The sequence below is a fragment of the Mesorhizobium sp. M0106 genome, from assembly GCF_040322715.1.
Classification (GTDB): Bacteria; Pseudomonadota; Alphaproteobacteria; order Rhizobiales; family Rhizobiaceae; genus Mesorhizobium.
In genome coordinates this window covers 22,119-43,010 of record NZ_JAMYUA010000008.1, presented here as the reverse complement: position 1 = coordinate 43,010, position 20,892 = coordinate 22,119, and the positions used below count along the sequence as shown (strand labels likewise).

The 20,892-nt window shown below is 64.7% G+C and carries 18 protein-coding genes; 13 read left to right on the top strand and 5 right to left on the bottom strand.

Annotated features, from left to right (window positions below):
- Positions 1–6: 6 nt before the first annotated feature.
- The 5 genes from NKJ55_RS10400 to add form a co-directional block, all read right to left on the bottom strand.
- Positions 7–942 (bottom strand): ABC transporter permease, encoded by a 936-nt coding sequence (locus NKJ55_RS10400; RefSeq protein ID WP_023674225.1) that lies wholly within the window; start codon positions 940–942, stop codon positions 7–9.
- 10 nt (positions 943–952) lie between these two features.
- Positions 953–2,005, bottom strand: coding sequence for an ABC transporter permease (locus NKJ55_RS10395; RefSeq protein WP_502904472.1), 1,053 nt, complete (start codon positions 2,003–2,005; stop codon positions 953–955).
- Positions 2,006–2,007: 2 nt separating this feature from the next.
- Positions 2,008–3,612, bottom strand: coding sequence for an ABC transporter ATP-binding protein (locus tag NKJ55_RS10390; protein WP_352449950.1), 1,605 nt, complete (start codon positions 3,610–3,612; stop codon positions 2,008–2,010).
- 115 nt (positions 3,613–3,727) lie between these two features.
- A complete protein-coding gene (locus NKJ55_RS10385) occupies positions 3,728–4,849 on the bottom strand; it encodes a BMP family ABC transporter substrate-binding protein (RefSeq protein WP_352449822.1) in 1,122 nt (373 codons plus the stop codon).
- Positions 4,850–4,876: 27 nt separating this feature from the next.
- On the bottom strand, positions 4,877–5,917 hold the full coding sequence (gene add, locus NKJ55_RS10380; RefSeq protein WP_352449821.1) for an adenosine deaminase: 1,041 nt from the start codon (positions 5,915–5,917) through the stop codon (positions 4,877–4,879).
- A 223-nt stretch (positions 5,918–6,140) separates the two neighbouring features.
- On the opposite strand from add, the gene NKJ55_RS10375 reads away from it, so the two are divergent.
- The 13 genes from NKJ55_RS10375 to NKJ55_RS10315 all read left to right on the top strand — a co-directional run bounded on the left by NKJ55_RS10375 (position 6,141) and on the right by NKJ55_RS10315 (position 20,746).
- On the top strand, positions 6,141–6,443 hold the full coding sequence (locus NKJ55_RS10375) for a hypothetical protein (RefSeq protein ID WP_352449820.1): 303 nt from the start codon (positions 6,141–6,143) through the stop codon (positions 6,441–6,443).
- The gene (locus tag NKJ55_RS10370) at positions 6,440–7,162 is read left to right on the top strand and encodes a Rieske 2Fe-2S domain-containing protein (protein ID WP_352449819.1); all 723 of its coding nucleotides are present in this window, start codon (positions 6,440–6,442) and stop codon (positions 7,160–7,162) included. Before NKJ55_RS10375 ends, NKJ55_RS10370 begins: the two co-directional genes overlap by 4 nt.
- Positions 7,159–7,794 carry a glutathione S-transferase family protein gene (locus NKJ55_RS10365; protein ID WP_352449818.1) on the top strand — a complete coding sequence of 212 codons (636 nt, stop codon included), beginning with the start codon at positions 7,159–7,161 and terminating at the stop codon, positions 7,792–7,794. Before NKJ55_RS10370 ends, NKJ55_RS10365 begins: the two co-directional genes overlap by 4 nt.
- 32 nt (positions 7,795–7,826) lie before the next feature.
- Entirely contained in the window at positions 7,827–9,629 is a 1,803-nt protein-coding gene (locus tag NKJ55_RS10360; protein WP_352449817.1) for an adenine deaminase, read from the top strand.
- Entirely contained in the window at positions 9,630–10,550 is a 921-nt protein-coding gene (locus NKJ55_RS10355; RefSeq protein ID WP_352449816.1) for a LysR family transcriptional regulator, read from the top strand. It begins immediately after the preceding gene.
- A gap of 90 nt (positions 10,551–10,640) precedes the next feature.
- Entirely contained in the window at positions 10,641–11,141 is a 501-nt protein-coding gene (locus tag NKJ55_RS10350; protein ID WP_023674235.1) for a thiamine pyrophosphate-binding protein, read from the top strand.
- The gene (locus NKJ55_RS10345; RefSeq protein ID WP_352449815.1) at positions 11,138–11,746 is read left to right on the top strand and encodes a thiamine pyrophosphate-dependent enzyme; all 609 of its coding nucleotides are present in this window, start codon (positions 11,138–11,140) and stop codon (positions 11,744–11,746) included. Before NKJ55_RS10350 ends, NKJ55_RS10345 begins: the two co-directional genes overlap by 4 nt.
- 7 nt (positions 11,747–11,753) lie before the next feature.
- The gene (locus NKJ55_RS10340) at positions 11,754–13,319 is read left to right on the top strand and encodes a GMC family oxidoreductase (protein WP_352449814.1); all 1,566 of its coding nucleotides are present in this window, start codon (positions 11,754–11,756) and stop codon (positions 13,317–13,319) included.
- A 39-nt stretch (positions 13,320–13,358) separates the two neighbouring features.
- The gene (locus NKJ55_RS10335) at positions 13,359–14,732 is read left to right on the top strand and encodes an amidohydrolase family protein (RefSeq protein WP_352449813.1); all 1,374 of its coding nucleotides are present in this window, start codon (positions 13,359–13,361) and stop codon (positions 14,730–14,732) included.
- Between the two features lie 14 nt (positions 14,733–14,746).
- Positions 14,747–15,613, top strand: coding sequence for an aromatic ring-hydroxylating dioxygenase subunit alpha (locus tag NKJ55_RS10330; protein WP_352449812.1), 867 nt, complete (start codon positions 14,747–14,749; stop codon positions 15,611–15,613).
- A complete protein-coding gene (locus tag NKJ55_RS10325; protein ID WP_352449811.1) occupies positions 15,610–18,759 on the top strand; it encodes a molybdopterin cofactor-binding domain-containing protein in 3,150 nt (1,049 codons plus the stop codon). The genes NKJ55_RS10330 and NKJ55_RS10325 overlap by 4 nt, the downstream gene beginning before the upstream one ends.
- Positions 18,756–19,244 carry a (2Fe-2S)-binding protein gene (locus tag NKJ55_RS10320; RefSeq protein WP_352449810.1) on the top strand — a complete coding sequence of 163 codons (489 nt, stop codon included), beginning with the start codon at positions 18,756–18,758 and terminating at the stop codon, positions 19,242–19,244. Before NKJ55_RS10325 ends, NKJ55_RS10320 begins: the two co-directional genes overlap by 4 nt.
- On the top strand, positions 19,241–20,746 hold the full coding sequence (locus NKJ55_RS10315; protein ID WP_352449809.1) for an aldehyde dehydrogenase family protein: 1,506 nt from the start codon (positions 19,241–19,243) through the stop codon (positions 20,744–20,746). The genes NKJ55_RS10320 and NKJ55_RS10315 overlap by 4 nt, the downstream gene beginning before the upstream one ends.
- The last annotated feature ends 146 nt before the right edge of the window (positions 20,747–20,892 follow it).

Below are 20,892 nucleotides of genomic sequence, written 5' to 3'. Positions count from 1 at the left end.
ACGGTCTCAACGCATGTCGCGGAAATAGGGTTCGCCGAGAGCAGCCGGCGCGGCCATTACCCGGCGCATGCGCTGCCAGGCAAGCACCGGCACGATGATCAGGGCGATCGTGCCGAGATAGGGCAGCATCGACAGGATCGGCGCCGCGATCGGCCAGTTGCGTGCTTGGCCGACGAAGCCGAGCGAGGTGATGAGACCGAACAGCAGAGCGGCCAGCACGGCGTTGAGGGGCCGGTAGCCTGCGAAGATGACGAGAGAGACGGCAATCCAGCCGCGGCCGGCCACGACGCCTTCCGACCAGGAGGGAACGAAGGCAAGCGTGAGGTAAGCGCCGGCGCCGGCCGCCAGCGCCGAGCCCGCGGCGACATACCAGAAGCGGATGCTTTGCACCGAAATACCGGCGGCGTCGGCTGCCGCGGGGTTTTCGCCCACCGCGCGCATGTTCAGCCCGTGGCGCGTGCGGAACATGATGTAGTGCAGCACAACCGGCAGGACGATGTAGATCAGGTAGACAAGGATGTTCTGCGTGAAGATCGCGCGACCGAGCAGCGGGATGTCGCTAAGATAGGGAATAGCGATCGGCGCGAAGGTCGCCGGCGCCGGCATGCCGGAATAGGCGCGACCGATCGTTGCGGCCATGCCGGTGCCCATCAGCGTCAGCGCCAGGCCGCACAACACCTGGTTCGCTTTAACGACGACGGTGCCAAGAGCGAAGACGCAGCCAACGAGGAAACCGACGGCAAGCGCAAGGACGAAGCCGAGCATAGGGTGCGGCGTGGCGACGACGACCGCGATGCCAGTGATTGCACCGAGCGCCATAAGCCCTTCGACCCCGAGATTGACGACGCCGGCGCGCTCGGAGAGCGTCTCGCCCAGCGCCGCCAGCGCCAGCACGCCGCCGGCGAGAATGGAGGTCTGTATCAGTCCAGCGATCATGTCCATGGGTGTTTCCTCAGCTCGCGACCGGTTCGGTCCGCGTGATGCGGTAGTGAGCGAGTTCGTTGCCGATCGCCGTGAAGAACAGGGTCAGTCCGGTGATGGCGAGCACGGCCGATACGGTGATGCCTTGCGTTTGCAGGATGATGCCCGAATTCAGGATGACGCCCATCAAAGCCGCGCCTGCGAGCACGCCAAGTGAGGAACCGCGCGCCAGCACCGCGACCATGATGCCGAGATAGCCGAAATTGTTGGAGATGCCGCCCTGCAGGCGATGCACCGTGCCAGCTACTTCCAGCATACCGGCGATGCCGGCGATCGCTCCCGACATCAGCAGGACGACGATCAGGCGGCGGCGGAACGGCATGCCCGCATAAAGCGCCGCGCTTGGATTCGACCCAGCGATCCTTACCTCGTAGCCCCAGCGCGTGTAGTTGAGCAGTCCTGCGATGACAAAGGTGAGCAGGATCGCCAGCGGGAAACCGTAGTGTACGATACCCCAGAATTCAGGCACATCATGCGGCAGACGTGCGGTGGTCGCGAGCGCATGGCCGCTCGGGTCGAGCCATGGGCCGGTGGCGACGTAATAAACCATCAGCGTCGCCACGAAATTCAGAAGCAGGGTGGTGATGAGTTCGCTGACATCGGCGTAGGCGCGCGCCAGCGTCGGCACCAGTATCCAGAGCAGCCCGCCGAGCGCGCCAGCGGTGAACATAACAGGCAGGATCAGCCAGGTCGGGCCGGGAATGAACAGCGCGACCGCCGTGGCGCTGAAGGCGCCGGCATAGAATTGGCCCTCCGCGCCGATGTTCCAGGCGCCGATTCTCAGCGCTACCCAGACCGACAGGCCGGTCAGGATCAGGGGAGTGACCAGAAGTCCGACGTCTTCCAGCCCGAAGCTCGAGCCAAAAGTCGAGCTGAGCACCTCCCAGGCGAGTTCGACGGGAGCATTGCCGCGAGCGGCCAGAACCAGGCCGGCGACCCCCAGCGCCAGCACGATCGCCAGGGCACGTGCCGCAAAGGCAACGGAGGGCTGCGCGGATGGAACGCGCTGGAGCTTGATCGCCAAGGTCAGTGCTTCCCGGCAGCGGCCTGGGCGCCAGCACTGGACCGCATCTGCCCGCCCATCATCAGGCCGATTTCCTCGATGTCGGTGGAGGCAGTCTCCACCGCGCCCATGATCCTGCCATGGAACATCACGGCGATGCGATCCGACAGGTTGAACAGCTCTTCCAGCTCCTCGGAAATGAAGAGCACACCGACGCCGGCATCGCGCAATTCGATGAGGTAGTGCATCATCGTGTTGATCGCTCCGACATCGAGGCCGCGGCTCGGATAGGCGGCGATCAGAACCTTGCTTGCGATGCGCATCTCGCGGCGTGCGACGAGGCGCTGCTGGTTGCCGCCGGAAAGGTTGCGCATGGGCATGCCGAAATCGGGCACAGCAACGGATGCCGCTTCGGCGATCGTGCGCGCGAGAGCTGCCGCAAGGCGCGGTCGGAACGCAAAGCCCTTTGAAACAGGCGGCGACGCATATTCGCGGATTATGGCGTTATCGGTGATTGAAAGCGCCGGCGCCAGGCCGCTGTGCAGCCGGTCTTCGGGAATGTGGCCGACGCCGAACTTCGCGTAATCGACCGCGCCGGCGGTCGTGACGTCCTTTCCGCCGAGCAGTATCTGGCCGGAGTGGATCGGCCGTAAGCCGGTGACGACCTGGGTCAGCTCCTTCTGGCCGTTGCCGGCCACACCGGCGATGCCGAGAATCTCGCCGGCATGGATGTCGAGCGAAACCTGGTCGAGAAGGATGCCGCCCACGTCGTCACGCGCGACGACGGATTTGAGGCTGAGCACCGGCTCGGCGGAGATGCCGGCCGCGCCTGGCTGCCTGGCACGCAGATTGCTAAGCACGATCTCACGGCCAACCATCAGGCGCGCCAGCATCTTCTCGCCGCAGTCCGCAGTCTTTTCGGTGGCCACCTTGCGGCCGCCGCGCAGCACGGTGATGCGGTCGGATATCTCCAGGACCTCGTCGAGCTTGTGGCTGATGAAGACCACCGCATTGCCCCGGGACACGAACTGCTTGAGCGCCTTGAAGAGCTCGCGCGCTTCCGCCGGAGTAAGCACTGCAGTCGGCTCGTCGAGGATCAGAACGCGAGCGTTGCGCGCGAGCACGCGTAGGATTTCCACGCGCTGCTGCTCGCCGGTCGAAAGATCGGCGACGCGCGCGGATGGCCGTACCGCGAGGTTCAGCTTCTCGGCCAGTGCGGCAGTCCGCGCCTCGAGCACCGACGAGCCAATACGCTTGGGCGTTTCGGACCAGCCGAGATGAATATTCTCGGCAACCGTGAAGGCGGTCACCAGCTTGAAATGCTGGTGGACCATGCCAATACCGGCGGAGATCGCATCGACTGGAGATGCGAAACGTTTGGCATAGCCGTCGACGACGATCTCACCGGCATCCGGCTGATAGATGCCGGTGAGGATGTTCATCAAGGTCGATTTGCCGGCGCCATTCTCGCCAAGCAAGGCGTGGATCTCCCCCGGCATCACGTCCAGGTCGACATCCTGGTTGGCAACGACGCCGGGGAAATATTTGCTGATGCCCTTGAGCAGCACGAGCGGCGGCGCGCCGGAGCCAGGCTCGTAACGCCCCGGGGAGGTGGACGGCACCTCCATGCCGCCGTAGCGGTGCTCGCTCGAAGCATGATGAACTGGAACAAAATCATTCATCCCGCTCAGCTCTTTGCCTTCTGCCGCATAGTCTATCCGAAAACTCTGCAATCTTTCGGGATCACGCTTGGAGGCCGCTGACGCCTTCGATCGACCAATCCCAGTTGTAGAGTTCCTCTTCGGTCATGCGATGGCCGGCAGCCACCTTGACGTTGCCCTTGGTGTCCTTGATCTCGCCCTCGAACGGGCTCCAGCCGCCGAGAATCTTGTCGCGCACGGCATCGGCCTGCTTTGCGACCTCGGTGGGCACCGTCTCGCCCCAGGCATCGCGGTCGATACCGCCGCCCATCGGCAGGATGGTCTGCGAGGGCGTCCACTTGCCTTCGAGGCGCAGGCGCACCTGGTCGACATAGAATTTCTTGAAGTCGATGGCGATCGAGGAGACGTAGGCCTTCGGCCCGTAGCGGCGGATGTCGGTATTCCACATGACGGCCTTCGCGCCGCGCTGCTCGGCCACCTGCAGATAGCCTGCTTCGTCCATGATGCCGAACAGAAGGTCGGCGCCGTTATCGATGAGTGCGGTGCCGGCCTGGGTGGCAGCCTGCGGATCGAACCACGAGTTGATGACGATGGTCTGCACCGTGGCGTTGGGATTGACCGAACGGGCGCCCATCAGGAAGGCGTTGGTGCCGGAAAAGACCGACGGAACAGGGAAGGAGGCGACGTAGCCGAGCTTGCCGCTCTTGCTCATCAGGCCCGCGGCGACACCGGTGACGTAGGTCGGGTACCAATGGGCGAGGTAATAGGTCGAGAGATTTTCGAGCGGGTTGCGGCCATCGCATTCATAGAAGGCGACGTCCGGCGAACGCTTGGCCACGTCGTAGAGGAAGTCGCCATAGTTGGAGGTGGCAAACACCATGTTGGCACCTTCCGAGACGAACTGGCGGAAGGTGCGGGTCGCGTCGGCCGAATAGGGGATGCTTTCGACGAACAGCGTCTTCAGCTTCGGGAACGCTTCCTGCACGGCCTTCATGCCCTGGTCGTGGCTCCAGGTCCAGCCTTCATCGGTCACCGGACCGGTGTGGCCGAAGGCGATGACAGCGTTTTCCTCGGCGACGGCGGCGAGCGGCGTCTGTGCATGGGCGGGCGTGATAAGGCCGGATTTCGGCAGGAGCAGCGAGGCGCCGGCTGCGGCGCCCATGTTGAGGAAGCCTCGGCGGGAGAGATTGCGCAGGTCGATCATGCGTCGGTCCTTTGTTCCGTGTTGTGTTCAGTTCGGGAGAGACAGTTCGGTTTCCATGAGGCGGTCGATTTCTGCCGACCAGTCGGCCAGCCATGCCTGCTTGATGTCGTCGTCGAGCCATGCGGCGGACAGGCCAGCCAGCGCGATCCGCTTCAGTGCCGGCGGCCCGAGCGCGAAATTCTCCGCGATCAGCGCGTATTCGCGGTCGAGCGTCGTGGCGAACATGGGCGGATCGTCGGAGTGGATCGTCACGGTAAGCCCGGCCTCGATCATGCGGCGGATCGCGTGGTCGGGCGCGGAAAGGTCGCGCCAGACAGTGGTGGCCAGCGTCGTGCTCGGACAGCAGGTGAAGACGATACCCGTTTCCCTGCACTGTTCCATCAGCGCGGGGTCGTCGACCACGTGGTAGCCGTGGTCGATCCGTCTCAGGCCGAGGACGTCGACGGTATCGCGGACGTAGCCCGCCGGGCCGTCCTCGCCCGCATGGTTGGTGACATTGAGCCCGGCCGCCCGCGCTCGCTCGACGATGCGCGCAAACATCGGCGGTGGGTTCGGGCGTTCGTCGTAATCGAAGCCGATGCCGATCACCTCTGCCGGGCGCTCGGCCAGAACCATGTCCAGGAAGCGCTCCCCACCGGCCGCGCCGAGCGGCTTCGCATGGGCCGGTATCAGCTTTGCTATAAGCCCATAGCGCTCCTTTGCGCGGTGAAAGCCGTCGAGGATGCCTTCGAGCATAGTCGAATAGGCCACGCCATGAGCCAGATGCGCATGCGGGCTGAAGAACAGTTCGACGTAGCGCGCACTGGCCTTCGCGCAGCGCTCCAGTGCCTCGAAGGTGATGCGAGAGAAATCGTCCGCAGTCCTGATCGAGGCGCAAACCAGATCGTAAATCTTCAGGAAATCCAGCAGGTTGCCGTAGCTGTAGAGCTCCGATGTCGGTCTGCCGTCCGGCAGCGACACCGCGTTCAGCGCCGCCAGCTCGGCGAATGTCTCTGTGGAGACGGCACCCTCGAGGTGCAAGTGCAACTCGACCTTGGGTATAAGCTGAATGAAACTTGACAACGACATCGACGCTCACCCGCCCGGACCGGCAATCCCAAGCCGCACCTGGTTTTCTTGGGCGACGGACGGCTGCCGAGTTGTTCGATAATCGCGGCTTTTTCCAAGTGTCCAATCACCTGATACGCAACAGATGTCAGGGAAACGGGGCTTGCACAAGCCAAAAAATGATGCCTAACTAGACACATTCTAAAATTGCTTAAATAATGTGCAGGCCGGGAGAAATATAGGCATGAAGCACTTACTGGAAGCGCAGAACCTTGCGCCTCCGCCTCAAACAACGCGCCTGCGCTTCGTCGGCCAACTGGTGTCGTCGAGCTTTAGCGAGTTCGCCGACAGGCGTGCCGCTCGGCTCAATCTCGATCTGCTGGTGCACGAAGCCGCGGACGATTTTTTTGTCGTCCAGGTTTCGGGCCAGCCCGATCTCATCGATGCCTTCGAGATGGCATGTAGCCTGGGACCAATCGACTGTCTGGTGATGGACTGCGAACGGGCCGAAATTCGGGGATATTCCAGAGAGGAAGACGCAGGATGACGATACAGGCTGGATGGCACCCAGTGGCGCTGTCGGGATCGATCGAGCCGGGCAGTTCGGCCGGGATCCGCCTTGGCGGAAACGAACTGGTGGTGTGGCGCGACAACAGCGGCGCAGCGCATGTCTGGGAGGATCGCTGCCCGCATCGCGGCATGAAGCTGAGCTTCGGTTTTGTCCGCGGCGATCATATTGCCTGTCTTTATCACGGCTGGCAGTACGATGCGGCCGGCCAGTGCCGATACATTCCGGCCCACCCCGATCTCAGGGTGCCGGCGTCCATTGCCGTGTCCGTCTACAGCACGGCCGAGGCGGCTGGAATGGTCTGGACGGCACTGGATCCGGCAGCAGCATTGCCCGAACTGCCTGCCTTGCCAGAGGAGGTGGTGCCGGTCCGCAGCCTGTATCTCGACAGTCCCGCCGCAATGGTGATCGATGTCGTGAGGGCCATGCCGCCCAGGCCCTTCTCCCGCGGATCCGGGCTCGCTGATCTGAAGGCGCTGAGCGGGATGCTGTTCAGCCTGACGGTCGGCGAACACACGCTGCTTCTTGGCCTGCAGGAACTGACCGACAAACGATCGGCCCTGCACGTCGTGATTGACGGGCCGGCAGCCAAGTATGCCGGCAAGGGGCAGGAGCATTTCTTCGCTTGGACGAGCGAGCTGCGTCATCATCTCGAGACCGGGCGTACCGGCGCGACCTCGACGACGTGGGCCGCATGATGGCGAGGATCACGCTCTACAACTACGAGCTGGACGAAAACTGCTATAAGGTGCGGCTGGCGCTTTCCATGCTCGGCCTGGAATGGCAGACCGTTGCAGTCGATGCATTTCCGGGGGCGGAGCAGAAGACGCCGCCATTCCTAGCCATGAACCCGGCGGGCAGCCTGCCCATTCTCCGCGACGACGAGGTGACGATGTTCGGCGCCGAGGCCATTATCGTCCATCTGGCGCGCAGCCACGATTCAATGGGTGCATGGCTGCCGGCGGATGGGGCGGATTTCGCCAAGGTGATGCAGTGGCTTTTCTTCGCGACCGGCGATCTCGGCGTTGCCGGCGCCGCACGCCGCCATGCCATGTTCGGCGCCGGCGGCGACGAGGCTGCGCTGAGGGCCGGTGCCGCGCACGCACTCCGCGCCATGGACGACCATATGACCGCGCGGGGTTTCGAGAAAAAAGAATGGTTCGCTGCGGACCGCCCGACCATCGCCGACATCGCGCTTTTTCCGGCTTTTGCGCTGAGCCGCGATTTCGGCGTCGACCATGACGAGTATCCGGCGCTGCGCCGCTGGGCGCGTCGCTTCCGCGCGCTTCCCGGCTTCATGACCATGCCGGGCATCCCCGATTACCATTGACGCCAACATTCGAGAACGAGGCTAGCAACAGAATGACCTCTCTCACGCGCTTTTCCGTCCAGCCGCTCTCGTCCATGACCCGGCGACTGGCCGGTGTCGCTTCCGGGCGAGCCGATCCCGATCTGGTCATTGCCGGCGCACGCGCGTTGTCGACCTATTCGGAGCGCATTCTTCCAGGCCGCGAGATCTGGCTGTCGGGAGGACGGATCGCCGCTGTGAAACCGGCCGGCACCTACAAGGGCGGCAGCGCCAGGATATATGACGCCAGGGGCGGCATCGTGGCCCCCGGCCTGGTCGATCCGCACATCCACATCGAATCCTCGATGGTGACGGCCTGCGCCTATGCCGAGGCGGCGCTGCTCAACGGCACCACGACCCTCTTCTGCGACAGCCACGAGATCGGCAACGTCATGGACGTTGCTGGCATCGAGGCGATGCTGGAGGACGCGCGCCTGGCGCCGTTGTCCATTTTCCTGACGGTTCCGAGCACCGTCCCGGCAACTTCGCCGTTGCTGGAAACGGCCGGTGGCGACCTGACAGCCGAGAAGATCGGCGCATTGTTCGACAAATGGCCGGAAGCCGTGGCGCTTGGCGAGAAGATGGATTTCGTGCCAGTGGCTATGGGCGATGAACGCAGCCATGCCATCCTCGCTGCGGCGCTGAAACGCGGCCGCCCGGTGTCGGGACACGTCTATGGACGCGAATTCGTGTCGGCCTATGCGGCCTCCGGCGTCACCGATACCCATGAGGCGATCGACCGCGAGATCGCCGACGACATGCTCGAAGCCGGCATCTGGCTGTTCCTGCGCGGCGGCCCGCCGACGACGCCGTGGCACAGCCTGCCCGCAGCGATCAAGACGATCACGGAACTCGGAGCCTCGCACAAGCGCATCGCGGTCTGCACCGACGACCGCGATGCTGACGACCTGATGCTCTTCGGCCTTGACTGGGTGACGCGCGAGGCGATGAAGGCCGGCATGACGCCGGAGCAGGCCTGGTCTATGGGCTCACTGCATGGCGCGACGCGCTTCGGCATGGAAGGCGAAATCGGAGGCCTCGGTGGCGGCCGCCGTGCCGACCTGGTGCTGCTCGACGACGGCTTCGATCCCGTCAGCACGTGGTATGGCGGCGAACTCGTCGTCGATGACGGCAAGATCACGCCGCTGCTCGACCAAGCCCTCTCGACCCGCTACCGCTATCCGGACGCGGCCTACCACACAGTGAAGCTGCCGAAGCAGATCAAGCTGACGCCGGACCTGCCAACCGCCAAGGTGGTGGCGCATACCATCCGCACCGAATTGCCGGGGATCACGCTCGGCCACCAGAAGATCACGCTCGATCCGGCCAATGACTGGCAGAACCATTTCGACCGCCACGGCCTGTGCTTCGTCACTGTGGTCGAGCGCCATGGCAAGTCGGACGGCAACGTCGCCTACGGGCTGCTCAGCAATTTCACGCTGAAGCGCGGCGCCGTCGCGTCGTCTGTCGGCCACGACAGCCACAACATCATCATCGCCGGGGTCAACGAGGCCGACATGCAGGTGGCGCTGCGGGCGATCGAGGAAACGCAAGGCGGCGTCTGTGTCGTCGTCGACGGCAAAGTAACCGCCATGGTCGAACTGCCGATCGCCGGCCTTTTGTCCGACAAGCGCGTCACCGAGGTCGCGGATGAGGTGAAGATCCTCAAGCGGGAATGGGAGGCGGCCGGCTGCTGCATCCCCTATATGGGCTTCAACCTCATCCCGCTCTCGGTCATCCCCGAAATCCGCATCACCGACAAAGGTCTCGTGCTGGTGCCGGAAATGGAGATCGTCCCGGCCTTCGAGGCCGCCTGAGTGGATCCCTTCCGGCTTGGCCTGGTCTCACCGCGCATCCATTATTTCCAAATGGTCGCGCGGCTGGGCTCGGTGCGCCAGACCGCGCAGGCGCTCAACGTGGCGCCATCCTCTATCAGCCGCGTCATCAAGAGCCTGGAGGACGAACTGGGCACACCGCTCTTCGAACGCGTGCGCCAGCGACTGAAACTGACCAGCGCAGGCGAGCTTCTGCTCTACCACGCGCGTCAGAGCATCACCGAGTTGGCCCGCGCCTCGTCCGAGATCAACGATCTCAGTGGCCTCAACCGCGGCTCGTTGTCCGTGGCAGTCGTGGAGAGCGCGGCGCGCGGGCTGGTGCCGAACGCACTGAAGGAATTCTGGAAGCGCTATCCGCGGATATCGGTCGATGTGCATGTCGCCGGGTCGCAGCGCGCCTGCGATGCGGTTGCCGACGGCGAATGCGATCTGGCGCTTGCTTTCGACGTGCGCGTGCCGCGCAACGTGCGCAAGATCGCGAGCACGCCTCTGCCGCTGGGCGTCGTCGCTCATCCGGACAGTCGCCTTGCCGGCCGCAAGGAAGTGAAGCTGTTCGATCTTGCCGGCGAACAGGTCATCGTCTCGGACAACAGCCTTGCTTTGGGCATTTCGATCGACGATGCGATCGGGCGCTCCATGATCGACATCACGCGACGGTCGCGGACCAACTCGATCGGACTGATGACCGAGATGGTGCGCCTCAACCTCGGCGTGGTGCTTCGCACCAAGCTCGGCATCGAACCGGAAGTGGCTGACGGATCGATCGTGTTCGTGCCGTTGCGCGATTCTCGCATGAACCCGCACCGACTGATGCTGCTCGCCCGACTGGAACGCGAAATGTCGGATGCGGCCTCCGCATTCGCGGCGCTGCTGGCCCGCATGGTCGAGGCGTTGCATGGTTAGTTGTTGCATTTTGCGCATCGATAAAGAGAGTAATTTGTCCCTATCTCGAACAACTGAGCTTTGCGAGACTTCCCGGCCGAAGGGGATGTCATGAAGCAGAGTGCGGTCGACGCGGTCATTCGGGGGCTTAAGCGGGCGGGAGTGAGCATCGTCTGCTACCTGCCCGATTCGCTGTTCAAGGAGCTCTACCCGGCGCTTGATGCCGATCCGGATATCCGCACGATCCGCGTCACCAACGAGGGTGAGGGCGCGGCGATCTGCGGCGGGGTCTTCCTGTCGGGCAAGCGCGCGGCGCTGGTCATGGAAAATTCCGGCTTGCGCGCCTCGGTCGAGCCGTTGGCCCGCATGGGCCTCGGAGCCGGCATCCCGGTCGTGATGCTGATGAGCTATCGCGGCGAGCTTGGCGAGAACAACTGGTGGGCAATCCCGCATGGCATCACCATGGAGCCGGTGCTGAACGCACTGCGCGTTCCGTACCGGATCGTCACCGAGGAGGCGAAGATCGAGCGCGCCATCGTCGACGCCTATTCCTGGTCCTATGCGTCCTACTACCATTCGGCCGTGGCGCTCGGCGGCGAGGTGGTGCGATGAAACGCTTCGACTGCATGAAGGCGCTTGCCGCGCGGTTGAAGGATGAGTTGGTGATCCTTTCGCTCGGCGGCAGCGTCGACGAGTGGTACAACGCCGCGCCGCATATGCGCGAGGCGAGCCTGTTCCAGCAGCAACTCGGCTGCGTCACGCCGCAGGCCTTCGGGCTCGCCGCCGGCCTGCCGCACCGCCGCGTCGTTTCGCTTGATACGGATGGCGGCCTGCTCTTCAATCTGGGCATCCTGGCCACGCTCGGAAACGAACAACCGAAAAACCTCTTCATCGTGGTCTGGGACAATGAGTGCTACCAGTCGATCGGCGGCCCGCCGACGCATACGGCGCTGGGCCGCGTCGACCTTGCCGCGATCGCGCGCGGCGCCGGCGTCGAGAACGCCCATACGGCGCGCACCGTGGAGGAGTTCGACGTGCATTGCGCAAGGGCGCTCGCGATGGAGGCACCCTATATAGTGGTCGCCAAGGTCTCGGGAACGGTTCAGCCGGACATCAAGCGCAAACACAGCGACGGCCGCGAGGACAAGTATATCTTCGTCCGCCACGTCGAGGCGAGCGAACGCATCGTCATCATGGGCCCGAGCGAGCACAACTGACGAGATCATGGGCACCCTCGGACCTGTCGTCCCTCGACGCGCGCTGAAACCCAGCTACGACTACGTCGTGGTCGGCTCGGGTTCCGGTGGCTGTGCGGTGACGCGGCGGCTGGTCGATGCCGGTGCCGACGTCCTCCTGATCGAAGCAGGCCCGACGAGTCTTGGGATCGTGGAGGCCGACGACCCCGGCCAATGGGTGCCGCTTGGCCGCGGCACCTATGACTGGGGCTACGACTATGCTCCGACACCGCGCGTGAACGGCCGTACCATCGGCATCCCGCGTGGCCGCCTGCTGGGCGGCTCAAGCGCCATCAACGCGATGATGTGGTATCGCGGCCACCCACATGATTACGATGCCTGGGAGGCTGGCGGCGCCAAGGGCTGGAGCTTCGCCGACGTGCTGCCCTTTTTCCGGCGCTGCGAGGACTGGCGCGACGGTGCAAGCGAGTTTCGCGGAGCGGGCGGTCCGCTCCGTATCGAGCGGCCGACGGCACTGCACCCGGTCGCGCAGGCGCTGATCGATGGCGCGGCCGAGATCGGTATCCCGGTGATCGACGATCCGAACGGCCCCAGCAACGAGGGGGCGACCGCCGCGAATTTCAACATCTTCGACGGCAAGCGCTGGAGTTCGGCGACGGGCTATCTCGTGCCGATCCTGGATCACCCGATGCTGACGGTGCTGACCGGATCCGCGGCCATCGGCCTGACGGTCGAAGGCAGCCGATGCGTCGCGGTCAAGCACCTCGTCGGCGGCGAAATCTGCGAAACGCGCGCGCAAGAGAGCATCGTGCTAGCGGCCGGGGCCATCGACACGCCGCGCCTGCTGATGCTGTCGGGCATCGGCGATCCGCTCGACCTGAAGCGCCTTGGCATTGCGGTCGTTTGCGCCCTGCCGGGCGTCGGCCGGAATCTTCAGGATCATCCGCTGGCGCAGGCCTGCGTTTTCCGCGCGAAGCGCCCGATCGGACCGATAGTGGGCAATGGCGGTGGCTCGATGGTCAACTGGAAGTCGCGGCCGGACCTGCCGCAGCCCGACCTGCACGCCTTTCCGGTCCAGGGCAACAGCGCCGAACCTGCGATCCGCGCGCGCTACGATCTATCCGGCGATGTCTTTTCCTTCGGTGCGGGCCTGATGCGCTCGAAGAGTGTCGGGCAGCTGAAGCTACTCGACGGCAAGCCCGGCGGGCCGCTCGAAATCCAACCGAACTTTCTGGCGGAACCGGAAGATCTCGACGCCATGGTCACTGCGGTCGAGCTGGTGATGGAGATGGCGGCTGCAAAGGCGAATGCCGGTCTCTTCGGCAGCTTTGCCGCACCCGACCGCCGACTGACCCGCACCGAGACAATCGCCTTCATCCGCGAGGCGTGCTCGACGTTCTTCCACACCTGCGGAACAGCCAAGATGGGCGAGGACGCGATGGCCGTCGTCGACAGCCGCCTCGCCGTGCACGGCCTTGATGGGCTGCATGTTGCCGACGCTTCGGTGATCCCGACGATCCCGACCTGCAACACCCACGCGCCCGCCACTATGATCGGCGAGCGCGCCGCCGATTTCCTGCTCGCGGCAGCTTGAGGATGTCATGAACGACAGAACGCACACGGAGCACTGGCGATGACACGAAGCCTCATCCTTGCGGCCGACACGCTGCTCACTATGGATGAAAATAACCATGTGTTGCCTGACGGCGCCGTGCTGGTCGAGGATGGCCGTATCGCCGCGGTCAGTGCGCTCGCTGCACTGCGTGCCGCGCATCCGGCCGTAGCCGTGAAGAAGCTCGACAATGCGGTGCTTTTGCCCGGGCTGGTCAACGCGCATGCGCATTCCGGTTTCCTGCGCGGCACGGCGGAGCACCTGCCGGTCTGGGACTGGCTGACACTCCATATCAATCCGATGCATCGCGTGCTGCAGCCACACGAGGCCGAGGCGGCGTCGTGGCTCTGCTACGCGGAATCCGTGCTCGGCGGCACGACCACCGTCGTCGACATGTGGCGGTTCATGGAAGGCAGCGCCAGGGCGGCCGAGGCGATCGGCAACCGCCTGGTCGCCGTGCCTTACGTCGGCGAGCATCCCGACTACAACTATTTCGACACGCTCGACATGAACGAGGCGATGATCGAGGGCTGGCATCGCAAGGCGGGCGGCCGCATCAACGTCTGGGTCGGGCTGGAGCATCTGTTTTATGCCGACGAAGCCGGCCAGCGCCGGGCGATCGAACTCGCAAGGAAATACGAGACCGGCTTCCACACACATTGCAGCGAGGCCGAGATCGAGATCGCGGAATTTGAGCGGCGTTACGGCAAACGGCCGATGTTCGCGCTCGACGACCTCGGCTTCTTCGAAACGCCGCGCGCCATGATCGCCCACGCCGTCTGGCTCGACCGGGAGGAGATCGAGCTTATTTCCAAGCGCCGCGTTTCGGTGGCCCACAATCCTGTTTCCAACATGAAGCTGGCAAGCGGCATCGCGCTGGTGGCCGAGATGCTGAAGGCCGGCGTGCCTGTCGGGATCGGCACCGACGGCGAGAAGGAGAACAACAATTTCGACATGTTCGAAGAGATGAAGGTGACTTCGCTGCTGGGCAAGCTGAAGGACCTCGACGCCGCTGCCATGGATAGCTGGCAAGTGCTGCGCATGGCCACCATCGTCGGCGCCAAGGCGATCGGCCTCGATCATGAGATCGGCTCGATCGAGGTCGGCAAGCGTGCCGACATCATCGCGGTCCGCACCGATACGCCGCGCATGACGCCGGTCTTCCGCGACGGACCCTATTTCAATCTCCACCACAATCTCGTCCACGCCGTGCGCGGCAGCGACGTGTCCCTGACGATGGTCGATGGCGAGATCCTCGTCGAGCACGGCGTGCTGCGCACCGGCGACCTGCGCGAGATCATTGCCGAAATCCATCGCGTCGCGCCTGGCCTGTTCGCCCGGCGCGCCGCCTTCCTCGCCGAGAATTCCGGCGGCAGCCTGCAGTGGACCCAATAAGGCGAGCCCCGGTAATGAAGACGACGGACAGGGCGGCACTGGACGATTGGTATGCGGTGGCGACGGTGGCCGACCTGGGTGGCGCGCCGAGCCGCACACGGCTGCTCGGCCAGGACATCGAACTGGTCCGTGACATCACGGGCGCAATCATCGTTAGGGAGGTCCTGGACGACGACGGCCGCGGCCTCGCGCTGCCCGTCCGGCAGCGCTACGGCTGCGTCTGGACGACGCTGGGCGAGCCGGGGAAGGAAATCTTCGAGATCGCCGAGGCGTCGGAGCCCGACCGGCGCTACGTGCCCTGCGGCTGGGTGACGATGCGGGCTTCGGGTTTGCGTGTCGTAGAGAACTTCCTCGACATGGCACATTTCCCCTTCGTGCATACCGACATTCTCGGCTCGGAGCCGCATACGGAGGTGCCGGCCTATCTGAGCGAGATACGTCGCGACGTGGACGAGGTCTGGGCGACCAACTGCACGTTCTTCCAGCCGCGCATCGCCGCCACGGAAAGCTCCGGCGCGTTTGTGCATCTGACCTATCGTGTGCCGAGCCCATTCATTGTCATGCTTTACCGTGTATGCCCCGGAGCGCGCGGTCGGCTCGATGTGATCGCGCTGTTCATCCAGCCTCTCGAGGAAGATCTCTGCCGCGCCCAGCCGGTCATGTATCTCGTCGACTCCGCTTCGACGCAGACGGCGTTGCTCAACTTCGAACAGGTCATCTTTCTGCAAGATCGGATCATCGTGGAGAACCAGCGGCCGCTGCGCCTTCCGCTCGAGCCGCGGATGGAAATCCCGACACGCGCCGACGGTTCCTCCATCGCTTACCGCCGCTGGCTGAAGGAAAAAGGCATTCGTTTCGGCACGACCGCGGTAGCCACATGACCGGACCGGATCTCCAGGTGCTTCGCCCGGCCTCCGTTGCCGAGGCGCTGTCGTTGGCAGGCGAGGGCGCATCGCAACTGGTCGCCGGAGGCACGGCGCTGCAGCTCGGCTGGGCGAAAGGCCTGCCAAAGCCGCGGCGCCTCATCGACATCGGCCGAATCGCCTGCCTGAAGGGCATCCAACCGGCCGATGACGGCTTTCGCATCGGCGCACTGACGACCCTGGGTGCCTTGGAGCGTGACCGGGCGATAGGCGAGAATTTGCCTCTGCTCGCAGCCGCCGTCCGCGCCACGGCGGGACCCGCCGTCCGCAATCTCGCAACGCTGGGCGGCAACGTCGCCGGGCGCACGGGTTGCCTTCTGCCGGCCCTGCTCGCGATCGACGCGAAGCTGGAGATCGTCTCACCGGCTGGGCGCGCCGTCGTGCCGCTCGCGCAATGGTTGGCCGACGCACCGTCAGCGGCCCTCATTGAGACGATCATCGTTCCACCGCAGCCAACTGCCGCTCGCTGGACCCATCGCAAAGTCGGCCTGCGCGCCGCCTTCACCCCAAGCGTGGCTGGTGTTGCCGGACTGATCGAAACGGCGGACGATCTTGTCACGATCGCGCGGCTCGCGGCCAGCGGCGGCGGCGAAGCAGCCCGTCTTGGCCGCGCTGAAGCACTGCTTGTCGGCCGCCGCCTCCAAGAGATCGATTGGGCCGAGCTGCATGCCGAAATTCTCGAAGAGGCGCCGGCGATCGATGATGCATGGCGGTCCGACCGCTATCGGCGCAGTGTCGTGGCGAATGCGCTGGTCTTCGGGCTCGGCGGAAAGTTGTCCCAAGGAGCACATTCGCCGCGCCGGCGGACCGTGCCGTCCGGAAATCCACCTGCCGAAATTCTCGTGTCCCGATCGGAGATCGGCGCACGCTGGCACCAGCGGCCGGACGTTGCGCCGAAAATCGCAGGCAGGCTCGAATACCTGACCGACCATCGCGAGCCCGCCATGCTGGTCGCGCGTATTCGGCGCGCCGGCATTCCCCATGCAAGGATCGTTTGCATCGATACGAGCGCTGCCGAGGCGCTGCCCGGCGTCGCGGCAGTTGTCACGCACCGCGACATCGCCGGCAGCAATGCCTTCGGCATTGTCGTGCAGGATCAGCCTGCACTGTGCTTCGACAAGGTCCGCTATGTCGGCGACGCCGTTGCTGCCGTTGCCGCTGTTGACACGAAGACGGCCGAACGGGCGCTTGCTCTTATCAGGGTCGAATACGAGCCGCTGCCAGTTGTGAGCGATCCCCAACAGGCACTCGTTGCTGGAGCGGAGCCGGTCCACGCCTCCGGCAATCTGCAGTGCAGCTTCGAGTTCACGCGTGGCGATGCCTCCGCGGCTTTTGCCAAGGCAGCTCATATCGTCGAGGCTGTCTACGAAACGCCGAGCCAGATGCACGGCTTTATGGAGACGGAGGGCGGCTACGCTTTCGTCGGTACGGATGGTACCCTGAACGTCTTTGCCGGTGGGCAGCATGGCCGCCGCGACCGCATGCAGCTCTCGCGCATCCTCGGTATGCCGCAAGAGCAGATACGGGTGGTCACCAGCCCGACTGGCGGCGCTTTCGGCGGCAAGGATGAGCTGACCGTGCAGCCGGCCCTGGCGCTGCTGGCGCTGAAGACCAGACGCGCCGTGCGGCTGCATCTCGACCGAGCGGAATCCGTCATCGCGGGCACCAAGCGCAATGCCATGCGCATCCACATGCGCACCGCCAGCGACGCCGAGGGCCGGCTGGTCGCCCAGCAGGTGGACGTGATCGCGGATGCCGGCGCCTACGCGTCGCTCGGTCCGGGCGTGCTTGAGACGGCGCTCGAACACGCCTGCGGGCCATATGTCGTTCCAAACGTCCTCAGCTCGGGCAGGCTCGCCTACACCAATAACGGCGTCTGCGGTGCGTTTCGTGGCTTCGGTGCCAACCAGATGGCCTTCGCGGTAGAGTGCCAGCTGGACCGGCTGGCCGAAGCCGCCGGCATCGACATTATCGAGATACGGCGCCGCAATTTGCGCGAGCCTGGCACGCGAGGCCATCTCGGCCAGCAGGTCGCGCCGTCCGAACGTTTGGCCGAGATGCTGCAAGCCGCCGCTGCTGACCCGATCTGGGCCAAGCCGCGTGGTCCGTCGTGCGACGGCTATGAGACGATCGGCGTCGGCATGGCGATGAACTATCAAGGCAACGGATTAGGCACGCTGCCGCCGGACCCGGCCGGAGGCGCGTTGCGCTTGGCTGCGGATGGCATGATCGAAGCTCTCTACGGCCTGGATGAGCTGGGACAGGGCCTGCTCACCTCGGTCAAGGCCGCCGTAGCCGGAGCGCTCGGCTGCGGTCGCGACGATGTCCGGCCGGTCACCGGCGATACGGCGGCGACGCCCGAATCCGGTTCCTCTACCGCCTCGCGCGGCACTCACGTGGTCTGGCGGGTCGCGGCAGTCGCCGCACCAGCTTTTGCGCGTGACCTGCTGGCCGCAGCGGGCCAGCTGCTTTGCCGCGAAGCCGGGACGCTGGCGCTGGCACCCGGCGGTATCGTCGAGCGACATTCCAACAGCGGCTCACTGCTCATGAGTTTCGCCGAGCTTGCCGAGGCGTTGCCTCCCGACCGGCTGCCAGCTGCTGCCGTCAGCTTCGAGTTTCCGAAATCGGACTATCTGGAAGGCAATGCACGCCTGATCTTCGCCTTCGGCGCGACACTGGCGCGCGTTGCCGTCAGCCGCATCACCGGACAGGTACGTGTGCTCGACCTCCATCAGCACACCGCGGCCGGACCGATGCTCGATCCCGCCGCCTATCTCGGCCAGATCGAAGGCGGCGGCGTCCAGGGGCTGGGCTTCACCCTCACCGAGGACGCGGCGATGCGGGATGGCCGGTATCTTGCCGGCAACCTCGACTTCTATATGCTGCCAGGCATTGCCGATACGCCGGAAAGCCTCGCGACCTTCGCATTGGAGGATTTGGACGAGGACGACCCGTTCGGCCCGCGCGGAGCCGGTGAGCTTGGCATTGGCGCCGTGACGCCAGCCATCGTCAACGCGATTGCGGACGCCATAGGGGATTGGCCCGAGCGCATCCCGGTCGATCCAGAATGGGTGCTCGACGCCTTGCGGAGGAGTGCGGCGTGAGTGCCGACATCGAGATCGCCTTTAACCTCAACGGCTGCCGCCAGGCGCTGGCCGTGCCCGCCGAGTTGCGCCTGATCGATTTGCTGCGCGATCATTTCGGCATGACTGCCGCCAAGACGGCTTGCGGCATCGGCCGCTGCGGCGCTTGTTCCGTGCTGATGGACGATCGCGCGGTCAATGGCTGTCTGCTCATGTCGTGGCAACTCGACCGGGCCACCATCATCACGCCGGAGGGTTTCGACGACCTTCCCGAAGCTATTGTCCTGCGCCAGGCTCTGGCGGCCGAAAACGCCTTCCAGTGCGGCTACTGCGCACCCGGCATCACTGTTGCGCTGACCGCTCTGCTGCTGGAGAATCCGGCTCCAGACGAGTCTCAGATCCGCACTGCGCTCGAAGGCAATATCTGCCGTTGCACAGGCTATCATTCCATCATCCGCGGTGCTCTCGCCGCGGTCGAGGCGCTCGCTTGCGGGGTACGGACATGACGGTCATCATTCGAAACGGTGCAGCCAGGCATGCAGGCGTCAAGGCGTTCCTGGCCAAACCCAGAATGCGGCACCTGATCGGCGGCGGCTGGTGCGACGCCAGCGATGGCGCAACCTTGCCCGCGACCGATCCTGCGAATGGCGACACGCTCGCACTGCTGGCGCAAGGCACAGCCGATGACGCCGGCCGCGCCATTGCTGCGGCGCGTGCTGCTTTCGAAGGCGAGAGCTGGCGCGACATGACACCGTCGGCACGCGGTAAGCTGCTATGGCGCATCGCCAACCTGATTGAACGCCATGCCGATGAGCTTGCAGAACTCGAGACGCTTGACCAAGGAAAGTCGCTGAAGACCTCACGCTTCGCCGAGATTCCCGCCTCGGCCGAGCAGTTCCACTATTTCGCCGGTTTTGCCACGAAAATCCTCGGCACGACCATCCCCACCTCCATCAGCTACCAACCGGCGCGCAGCAAGATTTTCGCCTACACGGTGCGAGAGCCGATCGGTGTCGTGGCAGCCATAACGCCATGGAATTCGCCGCTGCTCATGGCCTCGATGAAGCTCGCCCCGGCGCTTGCCGCCGGCTGTACGATCGTGCTCAAGCCAGCTGAGGAAACGTCGCTCACCGCGCTCAGGCTCGGCGAACTGATGATCGAAGCCGGCTTGCCGGACGGCGTCGTCAATATCGTGACCGGTCTCGGTGAAACCGTGGGCGCAGCATTGGCTGCAGATCCCGATGTCGATAAGGTCGCCTTCACCGGCTCGACGGAAGTCGGAAAGATGATCGTCTCCGCAGCGCGCGGCAATCTGAAGAAGCTGACGCTCGAGCTGGGTGGCAAGTCGCCGGCCATCATCATGCCCGATGTGGACATGGGGCTCGCAATCCCCGGAGTGGCTCGGGGGATCTTCGCCAATGCCGGCCAGGTCTGCGTCGCCGGCTCGCGTGTCTATGCGCATCGCTCGATCTACGACCGTCTGGTGGAGGGGCTGGCGGAAGAGGCGCGAAAGCTGCGTCTCGGACACGGGCTTGACCCGGATGCCGACCTTGGTCCGCTGGTCAACGGAACCCAGGCTGCGCGCGTCGCCTTCTACGTCGGCGATGGTGCTTCCAGCGGCGCCGAGATCATCGCCGGCGGCCGGCGCTTCGACAACTTCTTCGAGCCGACCGTGGTTACCGGCGTTCGCCCGGACATGCGCATGATGCGCGAGGAAATCTTCGGCCCGGTCGTTGCCGTGACACCGTTCGACGATGTCGCGGAGGCGTTAAGCCATGCGAACGACTCGCCCTACGGCCTCGCCGCAAGCGTCTGGACCCGCGACCTTTCCACTGCGCATCGCCTTGCCGCACGTATCCGGTCGGGCACCGTCTGGATCAATTGCCATTCCTACTTCTCGCCGGAATTGCCGAAGGGCGGCCACAAGCAATCCGGTTGGGGCTATGAGAACGGCGCACCGGGCCTGGAGAACTATCTCGAGACGAAAACAGTCTGCGCGGTGATTTAGCCGCGCCTTTTCCGCGATGTTCGCGGATCGGAGGCTGACAGCCCTTCCATCGGCGGACAAGGATTGTTCGACAATTGCTCGGATCCTCCTGAGGACCAGTTCCTTGACGGCCTTGGTCCACATCGACGTTGCGCTTGACTCGTCCA

Excerpts from the sequence above, each read along its gene's own strand:
- add (WP_352449821.1), bottom strand. The coding sequence starts at position 5,917 with ATGTCGTTGTCAAGTTTCATTCAGCTTATACCCAAGGTCGAGTTGCAC.
- NKJ55_RS10370 (WP_352449819.1), top strand. The coding sequence starts at position 6,440 with ATGACGATACAGGCTGGATGGCACCCAGTGGCGCTGTCGGGATCGATC.
- NKJ55_RS10385 (WP_352449822.1), bottom strand. The coding sequence starts at position 4,849 with ATGATCGACCTGCGCAATCTCTCCCGCCGAGGCTTCCTCAACATGGGC.
- NKJ55_RS10400 (WP_023674225.1), bottom strand. The coding sequence starts at position 942 with ATGGACATGATCGCTGGACTGATACAGACCTCCATTCTCGCCGGCGGC.
- NKJ55_RS10360 (WP_352449817.1), top strand. The coding sequence starts at position 7,827 with ATGACCTCTCTCACGCGCTTTTCCGTCCAGCCGCTCTCGTCCATGACC.
- NKJ55_RS10345 (WP_352449815.1), top strand. The coding sequence starts at position 11,138 with ATGAAACGCTTCGACTGCATGAAGGCGCTTGCCGCGCGGTTGAAGGAT.
- NKJ55_RS10390 (WP_352449950.1), bottom strand. The coding sequence starts at position 3,612 with ATGGAGGTGCCGTCCACCTCCCCGGGGCGTTACGAGCCTGGCTCCGGC.
- NKJ55_RS10350 (WP_023674235.1), top strand. The coding sequence starts at position 10,641 with ATGAAGCAGAGTGCGGTCGACGCGGTCATTCGGGGGCTTAAGCGGGCG.
- NKJ55_RS10335 (WP_352449813.1), top strand. The coding sequence starts at position 13,359 with ATGACACGAAGCCTCATCCTTGCGGCCGACACGCTGCTCACTATGGAT.
- NKJ55_RS10325 (WP_352449811.1), top strand. The coding sequence starts at position 15,610 with ATGACCGGACCGGATCTCCAGGTGCTTCGCCCGGCCTCCGTTGCCGAG.
- NKJ55_RS10365 (WP_352449818.1), top strand. The coding sequence starts at position 7,159 with ATGATGGCGAGGATCACGCTCTACAACTACGAGCTGGACGAAAACTGC.
- NKJ55_RS10330 (WP_352449812.1), top strand. The coding sequence starts at position 14,747 with ATGAAGACGACGGACAGGGCGGCACTGGACGATTGGTATGCGGTGGCG.
- NKJ55_RS10375 (WP_352449820.1), top strand. The coding sequence starts at position 6,141 with ATGAAGCACTTACTGGAAGCGCAGAACCTTGCGCCTCCGCCTCAAACA.
- NKJ55_RS10340 (WP_352449814.1), top strand. The coding sequence starts at position 11,754 with ATGGGCACCCTCGGACCTGTCGTCCCTCGACGCGCGCTGAAACCCAGC.
- NKJ55_RS10315 (WP_352449809.1), top strand. The coding sequence starts at position 19,241 with ATGACGGTCATCATTCGAAACGGTGCAGCCAGGCATGCAGGCGTCAAG.